Below are 19,095 nucleotides of genomic sequence, written 5' to 3'. Positions count from 1 at the left end.
AAATTGAAGTGCGGAATGTGGGTAATAAAATTCATTTATTTCTCGCGGAAAATGTCGTTAAAGTAGGAGAACAGGAAAATTTCGATATTACCGAGGAAATTGAAGTGATTTTAATTCCCGCGGATTCAGTTTTCGATAGCATTAGTCAAGGTGAAATCTCTGTCACTGGAACAGTGGCGGCTATTTTCTTGGGTTTAAGCCAGAAATAACATAGAGAATTTTCCTCCTTACCCCCCTCACTCTCACCTGTCACCTGTTAATAATTGAGTCTGGCAGTTAAACTAGATAAGAAAACTGTAATTTCTACATTTGACAATTTCCCCAGAAAAACAGCCATAAAAGGTAACTATTATGAAAAATTTGCACAAAAAGGCTTTCAGGAAACAGAGTTTATCAGGTTCGTCTCAACGTCATGTTTTAGGAGTGGTAGCTGCTGGGTTGATGATGTTACCGGGGATAGTTGTGAATAGTCCGGTTTTAGCACAGCAAAAAACTGACCGTAATTCTTTAAGCTATGGGGAACTGATTCAAAAGGCAGACAAAGGCGAAGTTAAAAAGGTAGAGTTAGATCAAACTGAGCAGATAGCTAGGGTTTATTTAGCTGGACAAAAACCGGATACACCACCGATACAAGTACGGCTTTTGGAACAAAATACTGAGTTAATTGATAAACTTAAAGAAAAAAATGTTGATTTTGGTGAGGTTTCCTCTGCTGGTAACAGAATTGCTGTCGGTTTGTTAATCAACTTGATGTGGATTTTGCCCCTGGTAGCTTTAACATTATTATTACTCCGTCGTTCTGCCAATGCTTCTAACCAAGCCCTAAATTTTGGTAAATCTCGCGCCCGGTTTCAAATGGAAGCCAAAACAGGGGTAAAATTTACCGATGTTGCTGGTGTCAAAGAAGCCAAGGAAGAATTACAAGAGGTTGTTACCTTCCTCAAACAACCAGAAAAATTTACTGCGGTGGGGGCAAAAATTCCCAAAGGTGTATTGTTAGTTGGACCACCAGGAACAGGGAAAACCTTACTTGCAAAAGCCATTGCTGGTGAAGCAGGTGTACCTTTTTTCAGTATGTCTGGTTCGGAATTTGTAGAAATGTTCGTCGGTGTGGGTGCTTCCCGTGTCCGGGACTTGTTTAAAAAAGCCAAAGATAACGCCCCTTGTTTGATATTTATTGATGAAATTGACGCAGTAGGTAGACAACGGGGTGCGGGTATTGGTGGAGGAAATGATGAACGGGAACAAACCCTCAACCAACTATTAACGGAAATGGATGGTTTTGAAGGGAATACAGGGATTATTATTATTGCAGCTACTAACCGTCCAGATGTCTTAGATTCAGCTTTGTTACGTCCTGGCCGTTTTGATAGACAGGTAATTGTGGATGTCCCAGACTTGAAAGGAAGACAGGAAATTTTGACAGTCCATGCTCAGAATAAGAAGATTGATCAGAGTGTATCTTTAGAAGCGATCGCTCGCCGCACTCCTGGTTTTACCGGTGCAGATTTAGCCAATTTACTCAACGAAGCTGCCATACTCACCGCCAGAAGACGTAAAGAAGCTATCACCGATTTAGAAATTGATAATGCCATAGATAGAGTAGTTGCCGGTATGGAAGGAACTGCTTTAGTAGACAGCAAAAATAAACGCCTCATTGCTTATCACGAAGTCGGACACGCCTTAGTTGGGACATTAGTTAAAGGTCATGACCCTGTGCAAAAAGTTACCCTCATTCCCAGAGGACAAGCGCTAGGTTTAACTTGGTTTACACCCAACGAAGAACAGGGTTTAATTTCTCGTTCCCAGATTTTAGCCCGCATTGCCGCCACTTTAGGCGGTCGCGCGGCGGAAGAAATCGTCTTTGGCAAAGCAGAAGTCACCACAGGTGCAGGAAATGACCTCCAGCAAGTTACCACTATGGCGCGACAAATGGTAACACGCTTTGGAATGTCCGATTTAGGTCCACTTTCCTTAGAAAATCAAAATAATGAAGTATTTTTAGGGCGTGACTGGATGAATAAATCTGAATATTCTGAAGAAATTGCCGCTAAAATTGATGCCACAGTCCGGGAAATTATTAACCGTTGCTATCTTCAAGCAAAGGAAATATTAGAAGAAAACCGTTTAATTTTAGAACGGGTAGTGGATATGTTGATAGAACAAGAAACTATTGATGGTGATGTCTTCCGTAGTATTGTCGCTGACTATACTGAAGTCAAAATCACTGATGAACAGGTAGCAGTACATTATTAGCGCGTTTTGGTGGGCAATGCCCACCCTACACCATTCAAAAATTTTCAAATATCATTTATAATTCCTATATAATTTTTAGTTGCTTCTGATACGATATTTATATTCTGATCAAGAGATAATAATTCAATCTTCAAACATTCATTGATTACTATCTGACACAAAATTAACAATTAGTCTTAGTTTCATCATTAATGACTGGTAATTTTAGATTTTAGATTAAAAAAATTGGTATAGGTTCGGAGTCAATCCAAAATCGTAAATCCAAAATCGCGTGACTAATTAGGTTTTGTTCTGATGTCAAATATTTACAATACCCAAGACTTAATTCAAATTTTGGCAAGTGAACGCCAAGCTTGCTTAAAAGGTGAACGCTTAAAGTTAGAAATAACTGTTGCTAGTAATCCCGTTATTGACCCATTTATCAGAACCGACGGAGTACAAAGATTCACTGCTTATCAAGATTTTAAAGCCTCTATTCATGAATATCAACGCGAAAATAGAGTTTCTGGAATCATCTGGAAAGATATTACTATTAAGGGTAAAAACCTCCATTATCCAGAAATTGATGCTGAATTAATTGCCTTAGAAAGTGATTTAGAAATTTTGCAATCTGCCAAAGATTATATTTTAGAATTTTGGTATATGGTGACAGAAACAATGGATTTATATTTAAGTTTTAGCAATGGTAAACAACATCAACAAATTGCTAAAATAGATGTAGAGAGAATTGTCCAAAGAACAGAATGGGCAACCTTATTAAAATGGGAAAACCCAAACTTTTTAGAAATAATATTGCAATTGGGTTGGGGACAACCACAAGAAGCTGCTTATAAAAGAGGTAGACCTCTTGCTGGTAGTGAATTTATTCATGCCGTTAATCCAGGATGTTATCCTATCGGTTAATAACTATTTATGGTAGGCTTTGTCTATTTATTCACAGATTCCTGCGCTTCCCGCAGCAATCTTTTAGCTATTCTAAACAACTCTTGTCCCGTGTGCAAATAGCGATCATCATAACTTAAAGGAAAGTACGCTAACTCTTCTATTCCGTCCCCTAGTTGACTCATACAATAGTAAATATGCGCTGCTGTTCCTGCCAAACTAGGCGGATTCGGTAAAGAACGAAACTTAATTTGTGCGTCTCTTAAATCTTCCCGACAAGAATCTAAATAATCTTGAAATTCGTCTAATAAATCATCATCAAAAGGATCGGCAGCCAATTCTTCAATTTGTTCTGCTAAAGAATTTATAATTGTTATTAGTAACCGACTAACTGGTTTATAAACTAAACGTAACCATTCTTCAATATTCTCATCAACATCTTTTCTAGTTTTCCTAGTTGCTTTGTAATGCTGTTGAGCCGATTCTGTGCGTTTTTGGCGAGCTTGATGAAATCTTTGCTGATTATGACGGAGTTTTTCATCATAATCAAGGCGACTTTTACTATCACTTAAAACTTCATAAGCCGCATTAACACGAATAATTTGCTCATTATCGGCGATTTCTTTATTACTATCAGGATGAAAAATTTTCACCAAGCGGCGATATGCTTGTTTAATCTCTGCTTGGCTGGCATAGGTACTAACTTTGAGGGTATCGTAATGGTTATAATCGGACATTAATCCAATAAATTGTTAACTAACAGTGTATATAGCAGGGAACAGGGTTAGAGTAAATTCTGTATCTCATTCAAGTGCATACCGCCATAGCATAAGGCAAAAGGTATTGCATTCTTCATTTTTCCTGAACTCCTGACTCCTGAATTCTTGCATTTTTAATTTTTAATTCCACCCTGGGTTTCTAAGTCTTGAAACAAAGGTGTACTTAAATATCTCTCACCAAAACTAGGCTGAATCATGACAATTAAGCGTCCCTGATTTTCTGGACGTTGGGCGACACGAACGGCAGCAAATAGGGCAGCACCGGTAGAAATTCCCGATAGTAGTCCTTCTTCCCTGGCTAATTTGCGACTAAAAGCGATCGCATCTTCATCAGTAACGGTAATAACTTCATCAATCAATTCTACCTTTAAGACTTGGGGAATGAACCCCGCCCCGATACCCTGAATTTTATGGGGTCCTGGTTTACCTCCAGATAAAATAGGGCTATTAGCAGGTTCTACAGCGATCGCTTGAAAACTGGGTTTGCGTTTTTTCAGCACTTGTGCCACCCCAGTAATCGTTCCTCCAGTTCCCACACCAGCCACAATCATATCTACCTGGCCATCTGTATCTGACCAAATTTCCTCAGCAGTAGTTTCTCGATGGATTTTAGCATTAGCCGGATTGCGGAACTGTTGCAACATATAGGCATAGGGTGTTCTATCCACTATCTCTTGCGCCCGACGAATTGCCCCACTCATGCCCTCAATTCCGGGTGTCAATTCCAATTCTGCCCCATAAGCCCTTAACATCGCCCGCCGTTCCGCGCTCATGGTTTCTGGCATGGTTAAAATTAACTTATAACCCTTAGCTGCGGCCGCCATTGCCAAAGCAATTCCTGTATTTCCCGATGTTGGTTCTACCAAAATCGTCTTACTAGGGGTAATTAATCCCTCTTCCTCCGCCGCAGTAATCATACTTACCCCAATGCGGTCTTTTACCGATGAAGAGGGGTTCATACTTTCCAATTTTAAAAGAATTTTCGCCACACAACCGAATTCTTGGGGAATCCTGTTTAACTTGACTAGGGGTGTCCGTCCTACCAATTCTGTAATATTTTCAACAACTCGCATGATCAGTTTTTATGCCCTTAAATGTAGTACATGATATCTAACTGTTTTCGGGAATCTCGTTTTTCACAAAGATCCTGAAGGGAATAGTTTTGTAACACTGAATTTGCCACCTGACGTGCTTCCTGCCAGATTTCTGCCACCACAGAACTATCTACACTTGTAGGCTCAGGATTTTGGTCTTTGGCCTGCACATCCAAACCTTCTAAACATTCTAAAATATCAAAGATACTTATTTTCCTTGGTTCTCGCGCCAATAAATAGCCGCCTTTTGAACCTCGTTGACTTTTAACTATACCCCCACGACGCAAAGTTGCTAACAGTTGTTCTAAATAGCGATCTGGTATCTTTTGTTGCGTGGCAATTTGCCGAATTTGCATCGGTTCACCGTTTTCATAATGAGTTGCCATCTCTAATAACGCCAAAATTGCGTATTCCGATTTACACGATAGTTCCACAAGCAATCACCCAATTTTGGATTTACAATTTTCGATTGGTAAGGAATCAGTGGGGGCGAACGGCCGTTCGCCCCTACAGGAGTTCAAAAATTACCTCTTGCCTCTTACCTTCTGTCACCTGCTATAACTTTTTTCCAGTATACTCCGGTTCTTCACTGGGGTTTATCTAGCCACAAAAAAACCCCGCCTCATGGCAGGGTAAAATAAATTATAGATTGATTAACAGACTTTTAACTGTTTAGAAGCTGAAAGTGGTTCTGAGTGTACCGATAAAGGCATCATTACTATTATTAGTTTGTCCAGGAGATTTAACCCAAATAACTCCGGGAGTAATAGAGATATTATCGGAGAGACGATATTTGTAGAAGCCTTCAACTTGGAATGGTGTTTGATTACTAGCACCAACCACTGAATAGGGTTGAGCGCCACCAAAGATACCTAAAACGTTACCTGGCTTACCAAAATCAGGTAAAGCTACACCAAGTCCATAACTCCAAGCTTCTCTACTGCCAGTACCCACTTCACTCACAATGTCATGATAGGAAACGAAACCACTGACAGAAAGTTTATTGCTAGGTTTGAAAGCAGCAGAGATACCGTAGGAGTTACTAGAGCTAGGACCAGCAAGCACGGCAGGAGGAAGGCCAGGAGTGAGAGTATTAGCTTCTGCAGTTCCTACTACAGCACCACCATCAAGTCCTGTATCAAATAAGGTGCTACCTGCGCCATGATAACCATGTACATAGGTTGCAGCTAAAGCAACGCGATTACCAACGTTAAAGTTTAACTGACCTAAAGCTGCATAGTTACCATCGAATAAACCTTGACCAGGGGCAGGATTATTGGCATTGGTAGCTAAGTAACCTAATGTGATAGAACTTGGCTTTAAAAAGCTATCACCAGGTTTACCAAAAGGTACATTCAACGCAATACCGGAACCACCACCAATGCGATAAATAGGATTTTCAGAGGCAAAGGTACTTAAAGCACCCTTACCACCATCGCTTTTATCGAAGAAGTAGGGGTTATTAACGGATACGTAATCGCTATGTTGTCCACCAGTAGCCGCAATATACACTCTTGCTGGTCCTATAGGTGCTTCATAAGTTAATTTGTCAATTCTGACGGTGTTAGCAGGAGTAGTGCTACCCACTTCAAAGGTTTGTCTACCAACTCCACCAGCCGCAATAGGAGTGCCATCAGGAGCAGGAGTATTACTTCGGAACTGAAAGCCTTGAGCATTACCAGCCGCTAAACGGGTTGTTAATACATCCTTACCTGTAAAGCTGCTTTCCAAACCTAGACGAACTCTATTTTGGAAAACTGCACGGTTAGCTTTGCCTGTTTCACTACCAAAAGCATCAGTGACAGCAAAAATAGCCTCACCTTTGAGTTTAGTAGTAGTAGAGAATTGATTAGCTTCTAATTCAGCAGTTCTTGCTTCTAAAGAATCTACACGACCGCGTAAAGTTGCTAGTTCAGCAGAAAATTCTTCTTGTAAACGCTGTAATGTTGCTAAATCCTGCTTTGTTACCATATCAGCAGTTGCTGTGGCAATCAATTCATTTACACGATCTAAACAAGCATTCAAACCAGCGGCAAATTCATAACGGCTTAAAGCACGATTACCGCGAAATGTGCCATTGGGATAACCAGCAATACAACCGTATCTTTCTACTAAGGACTGTAAGGCTTGGAATGCCCAATCTGTAGGTTGCACATCGGTAAATTGAGAAACTGATGTTACCTGAGATAGAGAATTGTTGTTTTCGTTGCTGTAGCGGTTAACTTGAGCTAAAAGTTGAGCTTCTTTGCTTTCTGGTGCTACTGCTTGTGACTGTGGGGCAACTTCTTTTGTAGCGGAAGTTTCTAGGGATAATGCTTCCTTGGTGGTAGTCGGATTTGCGTTGCCTGTGGCGGGTGTAGCGATCGCTGTTGACGATACTAACAACGCTGCTCCTAAAAATACTGGGCTAACCACCAGGGATTTCCACAAGATATTAGACATTTTTCCTTTTCTCCTCACACCGTATATGAATAAATTCAAGTTAGCTGTAGTTGATTGCTTAGAAATGCGACATCTTGTTGAAACCTGTGTATTGGGCATGGCTGCCATTAACACTATTTTAGTTTTCACAAAGCTAACAATTGATTAACAAATTGTTAAATTTTTATGCAATTAACTTATGCAAAAACTTTTAATCATATGTCCTCATTATATTATATTTTTTGCTAATGATCAAGATAAGATTTTCTCATTAAGTAAATGTCAATTTTCTGGTAATATATTATTGTTTAGACATGGTAAATTTGACGCATTTACGTTAACTACAAGCTAGTCTCATCTAGTATCTTGAGTAAATAAGCTTGGGCAATCAAAAATATAGCTGTGTTGTAAAAAATACTAAAAATTAATAACTTTCACTATCATCGTTTTATTAGTGATAGTCTATTTTTTTCTGCTAAATCTCTAAGCTATAAATTAGGACTGACGTATGCGACAGGAAATACCAAATAGAGGGTATGACCTTCAGGGATTTAAACCCGATTTTTTGATAAATTTTTTGATAATCTTTTAGCGAACTGCTTGCAGCATATCTTCGCTATCGCTATTGAACGTAAGTTTATCGCCAAAAGCCTGAAACGACAGATTTTTGTTGATGCACATCATGGCGAATTTGTATAGTGCCTAAGTCCTATAAATTAGGATGGCTGATTATTAATCAATAGTCTTACGTTGAACAAAGATAAATCCAGTTAAATCGCTTCAATATTAGTGTTGGGTGTTCTGAACTCGACTTAGACAATTTTAGTTTTCAAAGTTGGGTTAGTTTTTGCAGATCACCATTTTGAGTCCTTATATCTTACTCATTAGGAAAAAACTTGTTTAGGAAACTGTTAATAAAAACTATCCGCCCTGGATTAGATAATCTAATTCAGGGCGGTCTAGCGGGTCTTCAGATTGCAACCAGACTGCCGGAAGGAACTCCGATTTTCAGCCTAGCTAATTGAGCTAACTTAGTATCTCAAGAGAACTAAGGCTAACTTTTAGAGAACAGCCCCGGCGCGCAGCCGGCTAACTGCAACCTGATGACCCATGGTTTTACTACTTTCTATCATGGGCATCACCTCCTTATTGCCTAAACGGTCTTCGTTTCAAAAAGGGGAGAGTAAAATACTCTTGGTTTATAACCTTGAAATACTATAGCACAGAAATTTTAAAAAGGAGTTCAGTATTTTATAATATTAAATAAGTAATCATACATACTTTTCTATGTTTACTTATTATTCTATAACTTCTGAACTCCTTTACGCCTTCTTAGAGAGCGTTACCGCGAGGTAGCACTTCTTCAGGGAATACAAATTGTTCGTGGGGTTGGTCTTGAGGAGCCATCCAAGCGCGGATACCCTCGTTCAACAAAATGTTTTTGGTATAGAAAGTTTCAAACTCTGGATCTTCTGCTGCCCGTAATTCTTGGGAAACGAAGTCATAAGCCCGGAGGTTTAATGCTAAACCAACGATACCGACGGCACTCATCCACAAGCCTGTAACGGGTACAAACAACATGAAGAAGTGTAACCAACGTTTGTTGGAGAAAGCAATACCGAAAATCTGTGACCAGAAACGGTTTGCTGTCACCATGGAGTAGGTTTCTTCAGCTTGGGTGGGGTTGAAGGCGCGGAACGTGTTAGAAGCTTCACCGTCTTCAAATAGGGTGTTTTCTACTGTCGCACCGTGAATGGCACAAAGTAACGCACCACCTAAGATTCCCGCTACACCCATCATGTGGAAGGGGTTGAGGGTCCAGTTGTGGAAACCTTGTAAGAACAATAGGAAACGGAAGATTGCGGCTACTCCAAAGCTGGGTGCAAAGAACCAGCTAGATTGTCCTAGAGGATACATCAGGAAAACGCTGACGAATACAGCGATAGGACCGGAGAAAGCGAGGGCGTTATAGGGACGTAAGCCTACTAACCGTGCTACTTCAAATTGACGTAACATGAAGCCAATTAAACCGAAAGCACCGTGGAGGGCTACGAAAGGCCATAAACCACCCAGTTGACACCAACGGGTAAAGTCACCTTGAGCTTCAGGACCCCACAGGAACAACAGGGAATGTCCCATGCTGTCTGCGGGTGTGGATACTGCAACTGTTAAAAAGTTAGCTCCTTCTAAGTAGGAGGAAGCTAGTCCATGGGTGTACCAGGAGGTGACGAAGGTTGTACCGGTTAACCAACCGCCCAACGCAAGGAAGGCACAAGGGAATAGTAATATTCCTGACCAACCTACGAATACGAAGCGATCGCGCTTCAACCAGTCGTCTAATACGTCAAACCACCCTCTACTGGGGGCGCGTCCAACTGCGATGGTCATGAGAGTAAATCTCCGAAATGTTTTATAAGTACGGATTTTATGCGTCTATAGATGGCAAATTTTGGCCATTACAGAAAATTAACCAGATTGTCAATCTAGTTTACAATTTTTTACGCTTTCTATCATAATAGGTGAAAATCTCTATTTTCGCTAGTGGGCTAGAAAAAAATTTTTATTTTGAAAATGTTTCGACTTAACTCAACACAAGTTTTGAAACAGAAAAGTTTCTTCAGACCGGGGAGTGTCAACTGTTCACTATATGACGCTAGAATGGTTTGTACAGTGAAAATTGATTAATTCTAAATGTTTACCATTGACCTAAGCATCAGAAATACTGCTTTTCCCATATCAGTACAACGTAAGTCTACTGAAGATGCCGAAGCTGTCTATCAGCTAATTTTGGCGGCAATGCGTTCTGGAAATCCTGATATTGTGGAACTCAAGTGCGAGGGCAAAACAGAGAAAAAGATTGCTGTGCGTGCTAGTGAAATTTCGGGAGTCCAGATTATCCAAAAAGATAGTGCAGCTACTAGCAGTGGTAGAGCACCTGGTTTTGCCGCTTTTAGTGCTACTGAATAACCCAAGGTGTAAAAATGACAGCAGTAGGCATCGAAGTTAATAATTTAAACTTCTTTTGGCCTAATGGGGAGCAAGTAATTAAATCTTGCTCCCTTCAAGTACCTAAAGGTGAGTTTTGGATGCTTCTAGGAACAAATGGCAGTGGCAAATCTACGCTTCTAAGATTAATAGCGGGTTTATTAACTCCCGAATCTGGGGAAGTAATGGCTGTACCTCCTGTGGGTTTTGTGTTCCAAAATCCTGATCATCAACTGGTACTGCCAACGGTTGGTGCTGATGTGGCCTTTGGGTTAGTGGCAGAAAAGTTATTACCTGCTATGGTAAAAGCCAGAGTTGAAGAAGCTTTAACGGCTGTAAATTTGTTGCATCTACAGCGACGGCCGATTTATGCCCTTTCTGGTGGACAAAAACAGCGAGTAGCAATTGCTGGGGCGATCGCTCGTCATTGTGATGTCTTGTTATTAGATGAACCCACCGCTTTATTAGATCCAGATAGTCAACTGGATTTAGTCGCTAGTGTACGTAATCTCGTTAAAAGTCGCGGTATTACGGCTTTATGGGTAACTCATCGTTTAGAAGAGTTAAATTATTGTGATGGTGCTTTTCTATTAGAAAAAGGCTGTTTAGTTGATTTCGGTGAAGCAGAAAGATTGAAACAGAGATTAATGCAGGTAAATAATTAAGTAGGAGTTCAGAAGTCACCGAGTCACCGAGTCAGGAGGAACAAAAATCCCAATTCCCAATTCCCCGTTCCCCGTTCCCCATTCCCTGTATATTTTGAAGAGAGTATGAATATTGTTTGATTATGGCAGGACATAGCAAATGGGCAAATATTAAGCGCCAGAAAGCGGTAGTAGATGCTAAGAGAGGAAATATTTTTACCCAAGTATCACGGGCGATTATTGTAGCAGCTAGAAATGGTGTACCAGATCCAGCAGGGAATTTTCAATTGCGGACAGCGATAGATAAGGCTAAGGCGGCGGGAATTCCCAATGATAATATTGAAAGAGCGATTGCTAAAGGTGCAGGTACTTTCAGCGATAATAATATTTTAGAAGAAATTCGCTATGAAGGTTATGGTCCAGGTGGCGTGGCCATTTTAATTGAAGCTCTCACAGATAATCGTAATCGCACGGCTGCTGATTTGCGGGTGGCTTTTAGTAAAAATGGCGGTAATTTGGGAGAAACAGGTTGTGTGAGTTGGATGTTTTCCCAAAAAGGGGTTTGTGTGGTTGCAGGTGTGGTAGACGAAGAACAGCTTTTAGAAGCTTCCTTAGAAGGAAATGCCCAATCCTATGAAATGATTGAAGATGAAACTGCTGAGGTATTTACGGCAGTGGCAAGTTTAGAAAAACTTAGTCAAACATTGAAAGCAAAAGGGTTTAAAATTACAGATATCGAATTGCGTTGGATTCCTGGTAATCAGGTAGAAGTGACCGATGGGGATCAGGCTAAATCGCTGTTTAAGTTAATTGATACATTAGAAGGGTTAGATGATGTGCAAAACGTCACAGCTAACTTTGAAATGGCCGAGGGATTGATGAATATGAGTATGTAAGTAGGTGAAAGTGAGATATAGCAGGAGTTCAGGACCATGGCTAACACCACGCTATGCCTTCCTCACACTACGTGAACGCTATCAGGAGGGAGTAGGGGCAAACGGCTGGCTGTTCACCCCTAATGTTGAATTCTTACATTTGATTTTTTGAGGGCGATCGCGTCACAATAAAATTAGAAAATCTTGTAACTTATATTCACAATGTCCATTTTGCAGTTAACTCCTACTCTTGCCAATTCCCAGATCACCATCAGAGATAACTGGGGATATGATTATGATTTAGTGATTGTTGGTGGTGGTATAGTCGGTTTAACTTTGGCCGCAGCATTAAAAGATTCTGGTTTAAATATTCTCTTAATTGAAGCTAAAGTGACATCAGCCGCAGTGGCTAAAGGTCAAGCCTATGCTGTACATATGTTATCAGCGCGGATTTTTCAAGGAATTGGAATTTGGGACAAGATACTCCCGAATATTGAAAAATATAACCAAGTTTGTTTGTCTGATGCTGATTATCCTGATGTCGTTAAATTCCAAACTGCCGATTTAGGAACATCAGAATTAGGTTATGTGGCAGAACACTATGCACTCTTAGAACCTTTACAGCAATTTGTTCATAATTGCCCCAATGTTACATATCTTTGTCCGGCGGAAGTGATCAAAACCGCAAATCAGTTAGATATAGTTAAAATTACCATTAAAATTAACGAAACTACCCAAGAAATTCGCAGTAAACTATTAGTAGCTGCCGATGGTTCAAAGTCGCCAATTCGGGAAGCTGCGGGGATAAAAACCAAAGGTTGGAAATATTGGCAATCTTGTATTGTGGCTTTTGTGAAACCAGAACAACCCCACAGTAATACCGCCTATGAAAAATTTTGGTCTAGTGGACCATTCGCCATTTTACCTTTACCGGGAAATCGTTGTCGCATTGTTTGGACAGCACCTCATCAAGAAGCAAAAGCCTTGTGTGCTTTGAATGATGAGGAATTTTTAGCGGAACTGAGTAAACGCTATGGTCAACATGGAGGGAAATTAGAATTATTAGGAGAGAGGTTTATTTTTCAAGTACAATTAATGCAGAGCGATCGCTATGTTTTACCCCGGTTAGCATTAATTGGTGACTCAGCCCATAACTGTCACCCTGTGGGCGGACAAGGTTTGAATTTGGGTATTCGTGATGCAGCCGCTTTAGCAGAAATTATCCATACAGCATCTAAAAATCACCAAGATATTGGGAATATCTCCATTCTTAAACAATATGAAGGGTGGCGAAAAAAAGAAAATCTAGCAATTTTAGGTTTTACGGATTTATTAGATCGGGTTTTTTCTAATAATTTGTTACCAGTAGTAATAATTCGCCGTTTAGGTTTATGGCTGATGCAACGAGTTCCTATTCTCAAAATATTTGCTCTGAAATTAATGATTGGGTTAAAGGGCAAAACGCCAAAATTAGCTAAATAAGGTCGAAACTAGGGGAGGGCATCCCCAAGGTAACGCTACAGGAGTTAAAGCCTCTACTCTAGTTGGTGAGCCAGCGCGGTCTTTGGGGTTTCCCCTATGAGTGACTGGCGAACCCGTAAGGGTGCAAACCTGGTTCATTTTATTGATATTAGGACTTACGCATTGACAGGATCAACCAAATATGGGGTATGGTTTTGGGCATTTTAAGGTTATTTTTTGATGATTTTTAAGCGATAGCGAAGTGCTGCTGCAAGCAGTTCGCTATTGAACAGAAGTTAATCGCCAAAAGCCTGAAAAGACGGATTTTCGTTCATGCACATCATGGTTAATTTGTATAGTGCGTAATTCCTAGATATGACCTTACCTGACTCACATCTATCCATTAAATTCATTCCTTAGACTGATTATGCGACGTATATAATCACCAACTTATGGATATACCTAATTTACAACAAATTATTAATTATTCTCCATTAACTATTAGTCCTGATAGTTCTGTCATAGATGCTATTCATTTAATGAATCGAAAACAAGATCATATTATTACAGATAATCAAGTCATTCAGAGAGATAATGACTATGTTTTAGTAGTAGATGATGGGAAATTAAAAGGAATATTCACTATCAATGATGTATTGAGAGTAATTGCTTTAAATATTAACTTATCAACGGTAAAAATCACTGAAGTAATGATTCAACCAGTAATTACCTTAAAAGAATCTGAATCCAATCATATTTTTATAGTATTAGAACTTTTAGGACACTATTGTATTAATCATTTACCAATAGTAGATAACAAAGATAAATTAATAGGTATAGTGACTAATAAAAACTTACTGCAAGTTTTAGATATAGAAACAATAGTTAATATATTTGAGACATTCAAGGAAAATTTAACAAATTCAAATTTAGAACATAGTGGAATCAATCACCAGCAAATTAATCATAATTGCCAAAAAAGAACTAGAAATAAACTTCATTCTTACCACGAAATAAATCAAGAACTTGAGGAAACTTTAGAAGAATTGCAAATTGCAGAAGAAGAACTACGTAAACAAAATGAACAACTTATCCTAGCTCGTGAAATTACCGAAGCAGAACGGCAACGATATCAAAATTTATTTCACTTTGCTCCCAATGGTTATGTGCTTACTAATGTTTTAGGGGTCATTCAAGAAGCTAATTATGCCATGGAATCTTTGCTAGGTGTTCGTCAAAATAGGCTGATTGGTAAACCTTTATGGATTTACATTGCTAAACCATATCGTTCTGAATATCAGTCTCGATTAAAAAAATTAGATCATTTACAGGAATGGGAAATTTATTTACAGCCTCGTGAAGATGCGCCATTTCCTAGTAGTATGAGAGTTAGTCCTTTCATAGATAATCAAGGTAACACTACGGGTTATTTGTGGTCAATATGTGATATTAGAGATCGCAAACAATTAGAAGCAAGATTACGCCAAGATAGCGATATTTTAGAAATGCGGGTAGCGAAACGCACGTCTGAATTGGTGATTGCTAATGAGCGATTACAACAGGAAGTTATTGAACGGGAAAAAATTCAAAGGTCTTTAGAGCAAAGTGAAGCGCGACTGACCTTAGCATTAGAAGCAGGTAATATTGGGATATGGGATTGGGATATTAACACTAATCAAATTGTGTTATCTTCCAATATGGCTCAAATGTACGGTTTAACTAGTTGTAATGTATTTACAATTGATGAAAATTTTTGGAATTTCATCTATCCAGAAGAACGTGAGCATTTTCGGCAAGGTATAATTAATGCTATTGAGAAAAAAGTTGATTTTGTTTGTGAGTATCGGGTGATGTGGAGTGATGGTAGTGTCCATTGGTTGAGTTCTAGAGGTAAAGTTCACAATGATGAAAATGGTCAACCACAAAGGATAATTGGCACAACTAGAGATATCTCTGAACGTAAGGAAATAGAACAACAATTATCAGAACAAGCTGCTCTTTTAAATATTGCTACAGATGGGATTTTTGTTCGTGATTTTGAAACTAAAATATTATTTTGGAATCAGGGTGCAGAAAAAATATATGGTTGGGAAAATCAGGAAGTTTTAGGAAAAAATATTAAGGATATTTTCTATAAATCTATTAGCTATGAGCAAGAAATTGTCGCTCTAAAAGCTGTATTTAAATCTGGATATTGGGAAGGTGAATTACGTAAACAGACAAAATCAAAGGAAGAAATTATAGTTCAAAGTCGCTGGACATTAATGTTAGATGCTCATGGAGGACCTAAAGCTATTCTAACAGTAGATACTGATATTACAGAAAAGAAGCAACTAGAAAAGCAATTTTTCCGCGCTCAAAGAATGGAAAGTATCGGTACATTAGCTGGTGGTATTGCCCACGATATTAATAATATTTTGACCCCGATTTTAGGCTCTGCTCAACTACTTAAAGGGAGATTAGCTCAAGATAAAGCTCGTCATGATGAAATGCTAACAATGATTGAAAATAATGTTAAACAAGGGGCGGCTTTAGTTAAACAAATGTTATCTTTTGCACGGGGAGTTGAAGGGAAATATACAATTTTGCAAGTTAATGATTTAATTAATGATATTATTCAGTTTTCTATACAAACATTACCAAAATCTATTGTATTCTTTACCGATCTTGCTCCTAGATTATGGACGGTTTCTGGTGATGAAACCCAACTACATCAAGTATTAATGAACTTAATTGTTAATGCTGGTGATGCTATGCCTAATGGTGGTAATCTCTCTATTTCTACAGAAAATTTGTACATTAATGAAGAGATGATGCGGAGAAATTGTGATGTCCAAATTGGCAATTATATTGTGATTACTGTGAGAGATACAGGTACGGGAATGGCACCTAAAACATTAGAAAGAATATTTGAACCATTTTTTACGACTAAAGATTTTGGTAAAGGTACAGGATTAGGATTATCAACAGTATTAGGGATTATTAAAAGCCATAAAGGGTGCATTAATGTTAATAGTAAAGTTGGTCAAGGCAGTACGTTTCAGATATTTCTTCCATCAGTAAACCAAAAAATCATTCCTGTAGATACTGATAATCAAGCAATACACCAAGGACAGGGAGAACTAATTTTATTAGTAGATGATGAAGAAGCAATTCGAGAAGTTACAAAAGCCGTTTTAGAAAGCTACAATTATCAAAGTATCACGGCGAAAAATGGCATGGAAGCGATTACGATTTATGCCCAATATCAAGATCAGATTAAAGTAGTTTTGATGGATATGATGATGCCGGAAATGGATGGAAATACTGCCATTCGTACCTTAAAAACAATTAATCCTCAAGTCAAAATTATTGCTTGTAGCGGACGTAATATACAGCACTTATTAGAAGGCAATGATGAAACTCAAGTGACAGGAATTTTATTAAAACCATACTCTAATGAAGAATTATTGGAAAAGTTACATTTTGCCCTCAGATAAATTCCCTGTTCGGTAAGTATTCAGCTATAGCACTCGTTCATACCCAGATCCCCGACTTCTTTTACTGTGTCCATAAATGATGAATTGATCACAGAAGTCGGGGATCTTAGACTACAAAATAACATTTGCATCTTTATCCAATGCCAGCCCCAGTGGGTAAATTAACTTTTAAACGTTTAAACATGGCTTCTCTTCCTTCCATAGCCAAGGTATCATCTAAAGGTGAAAGTTTAATTTCCTGTTGATATTTTAACCTTAATGCAGTTTGAATTAACCAATCAGCAACGAAAGGATTTTTTGGTAATAATGGTCCGTGGGAATAGGTAGCGATCGCATTTTGATAAAATGCCCCTTCTGTTCCATCTTCTCCATTATTGCCCAAACCATAGACCACACGCCCCAAGGCTTCCACTTTCCCCAAGGTCGTCCGGCCTCCGTGATTTTCAAACCCCACTAAATAAGGTTTTGTTCCTGTCATTGCTTCTAGTTCCTGGGCTAACGGAGAAGCTGTAACTTCTATCACTAAATTACCAATACATCTTTTCATATTTTCCCCAGGATGAACGGAAACTAAATCTAATATTCCTAAACCTTTAATTCTTTGTCCAAAAGCTGGTTCATAATAATTGCCTAGCAGTTGGGGAGAACCACAGGTAAAAACCCCTGGCGTACCATGTTCGATTTTATCCCGCATGGCTTGGGCTTTTGCCCCTTGCAGATCACGCATAACAATTTCTTGCTGACGATCCTGTGCGCCACCACCAACAATTATATCTACTGATTTAATATCTGCTGCGGTGGAATTTTGATCCAGGGGTAATACTGTGACATCATAACCCCGCCATTGGGCGCGTCGTTCGATGGTGATCACATTGCCGCGATCGCCGTAGGTACTCATCAACTTGGGATACAACCAACCAATAATAATTTCCATAGGTGGTTTCTATTAATTCCACTTCTTATGAAGGAAGGGGTAAAGAATACCCCATTTTAACAGAAGGTTTCTTTCGTTGCCATTAATTCCGCTTCCTGTGAAGGAAGCGGTCTTGCTAAGGCGGGAATGAGGTTAAAGTTGAAAGCAAGTTTCCATTAATTCCACTTCCGGTGAAGGAAGCGGTCTGATATTGCTAATTAGTTCTGGCAGTCTAACCCGGTCGTTTCCATTAATTCCACTTCCGGTGAAGGAAGCGGTCAAAGGAAATGACTCTTGGTACACTCACCCAACTATGGTTTCCATTAATTCCACTTCCGGTGAAGGAAGCGGTCACTTTAAATCAAACTCTACTCTAACACTGTTTTTGTTTCCATTAATTCCACTTCCGGTGAAGGAAGCGGTTGCCTACTGGGAACTTGAAGAAGAATTCTTTAAGTTAAGAGTTTCCATTAATTCCACTTCCGGTGAAGGAAGCGGTTGTTCCGACGGGACTGATAACCCGAAGGACCGGCTGTTTCCATTAATTCCACTTCCGGTGAAGGAAGCGGTCCTTCCATTTTAAACCCTTACCCAGCAAGGTGTCTAGAGGCAGTTTCCGATAGCGAAGCGTGGTGTTAGCCATAGGTCAGGAAAAAAAGAGGCAAAACCCCTAACCGACAGCGATGAAAAAACCCTGAAACCCTTACCCAGCAAGCGACCGAAGTATGGCTACCGCCACGCTTCGCTATCGCAACGAAAAAATCAACATTTCAGCGATTTTACCTGACCTTCGGCCAACAGAATAAATCTAGTATCAAAAATATAGCTGTATGCACTTAAATCAGATACAACCTGAAAATTCAAGGCAATTTTAAGAAACATTTCACAATTGTTGCAATATATTAATGAATCTCACGTTTCGTAAATATATTACACAGGGGAAAAAAGTCATGCTAAATTAAAAGCATGGTACAAGAAGGTTAAGAGTTAAACCTTAAATAAGAATTTCTCATTAGAGTTTGTACCTCCTACTCTAGTGTGGTGGCAATCAATTATTAGTATTTAGCTTCCTCGTGTTTTGCTTCATGTTAAAGTGTTTTCGCCTTAATCTCATTGTTTGTTGTTGGAGGTCTTTGAACTCACAGCCAGAAGTTTCTACCGATTGGAAAGAAAGGGAAGCAATATTGAGATCGGATGTAATTGATTGCCTGTCAAGTCCACCTTAGTTGAGTGTTAAGTTTCTATTTTTTTACTGAATTACAACCTCATCAAGAAACCGCTGTAAGCTGCTGATCATTCCTCGTAG

Annotated in this window: 15 protein-coding genes and 1 CRISPR repeat array; of the genes, 9 read left to right on the top strand and 6 right to left on the bottom strand. The window is 39.2% G+C overall.

Annotated elements, in window-relative coordinates; all coding sequences use genetic code 11:
• The 3 genes from CUN59_RS08925 to CUN59_RS08915 form a co-directional block, all read left to right on the top strand.
• Positions 1-209, top strand: a 209-nt coding sequence (locus CUN59_RS08925; RefSeq protein ID WP_497706905.1) for an NUDIX hydrolase, incomplete at its 5' end; no start/stop codon positions are given.
• A 142-nt stretch (positions 210-351) separates the two neighbouring features.
• Entirely contained in the window at positions 352-2,256 is a 1,905-nt protein-coding gene (ftsH, locus tag CUN59_RS08920; RefSeq protein WP_104387514.1) for an ATP-dependent zinc metalloprotease FtsH, read from the top strand.
• A gap of 294 nt (positions 2,257-2,550) precedes the next feature.
• Entirely contained in the window at positions 2,551-3,159 is a 609-nt protein-coding gene (locus CUN59_RS08915; RefSeq protein WP_104387513.1) for a hypothetical protein, read from the top strand.
• 23 nt (positions 3,160-3,182) lie between these two features.
• Here CUN59_RS08915 and CUN59_RS08910 read toward each other — a convergent pair whose 3' ends face one another.
• From CUN59_RS08910 to CUN59_RS08895, 4 genes are all read right to left on the bottom strand, one after another.
• Positions 3,183-3,875: a J domain-containing protein gene (locus CUN59_RS08910; protein WP_104387512.1), complete on the bottom strand. Its 693-nt coding sequence runs from the start codon at positions 3,873-3,875 to the stop codon at positions 3,183-3,185.
• Positions 3,876-4,030: 155 nt separating this feature from the next.
• Entirely contained in the window at positions 4,031-4,990 is a 960-nt protein-coding gene (cysK, locus tag CUN59_RS08905) for a cysteine synthase A (RefSeq protein WP_104387511.1), read from the bottom strand.
• Between the two features lie 17 nt (positions 4,991-5,007).
• Positions 5,008-5,445, bottom strand: a complete 438-nt coding sequence (locus tag CUN59_RS08900; RefSeq protein WP_104387510.1) for an RrF2 family transcriptional regulator — start codon at positions 5,443-5,445, stop codon at positions 5,008-5,010.
• A 238-nt stretch (positions 5,446-5,683) separates the two neighbouring features.
• Positions 5,684-7,453, bottom strand: a complete 1,770-nt coding sequence (locus CUN59_RS08895) for an iron uptake porin (RefSeq protein ID WP_104387509.1) — start codon at positions 7,451-7,453, stop codon at positions 5,684-5,686.
• A gap of 25 nt (positions 7,454-7,478) precedes the next feature.
• On the opposite strand from CUN59_RS08895, the gene CUN59_RS22300 reads away from it, so the two are divergent.
• The gene (locus CUN59_RS22300; protein ID WP_279327295.1) at positions 7,479-7,601 is read left to right on the top strand and encodes a hypothetical protein; all 123 of its coding nucleotides are present in this window, start codon (positions 7,479-7,481) and stop codon (positions 7,599-7,601) included.
• Positions 7,602-8,764: 1,163 nt separating this feature from the next.
• Here the strand turns inward: CUN59_RS22300 and psbD are convergent.
• A complete protein-coding gene (gene psbD, locus CUN59_RS08890) occupies positions 8,765-9,820 on the bottom strand; it encodes a photosystem II D2 protein (photosystem q(a) protein) (RefSeq protein WP_104387508.1) in 1,056 nt (351 codons plus the stop codon).
• Positions 9,821-10,123: 303 nt separating this feature from the next.
• Between psbD and CUN59_RS08885 the strand changes: the two genes are divergently transcribed.
• From CUN59_RS08885 to CUN59_RS08865, 5 genes are all read left to right on the top strand, one after another.
• Entirely contained in the window at positions 10,124-10,399 is a 276-nt protein-coding gene (locus CUN59_RS08885) for a UPF0367 protein family (RefSeq protein WP_104387507.1), read from the top strand.
• Positions 10,400-10,413: 14 nt separating this feature from the next.
• On the top strand, positions 10,414-11,082 hold the full coding sequence (locus CUN59_RS08880) for an energy-coupling factor ABC transporter ATP-binding protein (RefSeq protein WP_104387506.1): 669 nt from the start codon (positions 10,414-10,416) through the stop codon (positions 11,080-11,082).
• Positions 11,083-11,204: 122 nt separating this feature from the next.
• The gene (locus CUN59_RS08875) at positions 11,205-11,957 is read left to right on the top strand and encodes a YebC/PmpR family DNA-binding transcriptional regulator (protein ID WP_104387505.1); all 753 of its coding nucleotides are present in this window, start codon (positions 11,205-11,207) and stop codon (positions 11,955-11,957) included.
• A gap of 201 nt (positions 11,958-12,158) precedes the next feature.
• Positions 12,159-13,418, top strand: a complete 1,260-nt coding sequence (locus tag CUN59_RS08870) for an FAD-dependent hydroxylase (protein WP_104387504.1) — start codon at positions 12,159-12,161, stop codon at positions 13,416-13,418.
• 431 nt (positions 13,419-13,849) lie between these two features.
• Entirely contained in the window at positions 13,850-16,876 is a 3,027-nt protein-coding gene (locus CUN59_RS08865) for a PAS domain S-box protein (RefSeq protein ID WP_104387503.1), read from the top strand.
• A gap of 133 nt (positions 16,877-17,009) precedes the next feature.
• Here CUN59_RS08865 and CUN59_RS08860 read toward each other — a convergent pair whose 3' ends face one another.
• On the bottom strand, positions 17,010-17,810 hold the full coding sequence (locus CUN59_RS08860; protein WP_104387517.1) for a type 1 glutamine amidotransferase: 801 nt from the start codon (positions 17,808-17,810) through the stop codon (positions 17,010-17,012).
• Between the two features lie 5 nt (positions 17,811-17,815).
• Positions 17,816-18,359: direct repeats of the CRISPR family, unit length 36 nt; unit sequence GTTTCCATTAATTCCACTTCCGGTGAAGGAAGCGGT.
• Positions 18,360-19,095 lie beyond the last annotated feature (736 nt).

The sequence above is a fragment of the Cuspidothrix issatschenkoi CHARLIE-1 genome, assembly GCF_002934005.1.
Taxonomy (GTDB): domain Bacteria; phylum Cyanobacteriota; class Cyanobacteriia; order Cyanobacteriales; family Nostocaceae; genus Cuspidothrix; species Cuspidothrix issatschenkoi.
The sequence above is the reverse complement of the archived record's forward strand: the minus strand, read 5'-3'. Positions and strand labels throughout refer to the sequence as shown.

Coding starts and splice junctions, on each gene's coding strand:
- ftsH (WP_104387514.1), top strand. CDS start 352: ATGAAAAATTTGCACAAAAAGGCTTTCAGGAAACAGAGTTTATCAGGT.
- CUN59_RS08915 (WP_104387513.1), top strand. CDS start 2,551: ATGTCAAATATTTACAATACCCAAGACTTAATTCAAATTTTGGCAAGT.
- CUN59_RS08910 (WP_104387512.1), bottom strand. CDS start 3,875: ATGTCCGATTATAACCATTACGATACCCTCAAAGTTAGTACCTATGCC.
- cysK (WP_104387511.1), bottom strand. CDS start 4,990: ATGCGAGTTGTTGAAAATATTACAGAATTGGTAGGACGGACACCCCTA.
- CUN59_RS08895 (WP_104387509.1), bottom strand. CDS start 7,453: ATGTCTAATATCTTGTGGAAATCCCTGGTGGTTAGCCCAGTATTTTTA.
- CUN59_RS22300 (WP_279327295.1), top strand. CDS start 7,479: ATGAATAAATTCAAGTTAGCTGTAGTTGATTGCTTAGAAATGCGACAT.
- psbD (WP_104387508.1), bottom strand. CDS start 9,820: ATGACCATCGCAGTTGGACGCGCCCCCAGTAGAGGGTGGTTTGACGTA.
- CUN59_RS08885 (WP_104387507.1), top strand. CDS start 10,124: ATGTTTACCATTGACCTAAGCATCAGAAATACTGCTTTTCCCATATCA.
- CUN59_RS08880 (WP_104387506.1), top strand. CDS start 10,414: ATGACAGCAGTAGGCATCGAAGTTAATAATTTAAACTTCTTTTGGCCT.
- CUN59_RS08875 (WP_104387505.1), top strand. CDS start 11,205: ATGGCAGGACATAGCAAATGGGCAAATATTAAGCGCCAGAAAGCGGTA.
- CUN59_RS08870 (WP_104387504.1), top strand. CDS start 12,159: ATGTCCATTTTGCAGTTAACTCCTACTCTTGCCAATTCCCAGATCACC.
- CUN59_RS08865 (WP_104387503.1), top strand. CDS start 13,850: ATGGATATACCTAATTTACAACAAATTATTAATTATTCTCCATTAACT.
- CUN59_RS08860 (WP_104387517.1), bottom strand. CDS start 17,810: ATGGAAATTATTATTGGTTGGTTGTATCCCAAGTTGATGAGTACCTAC.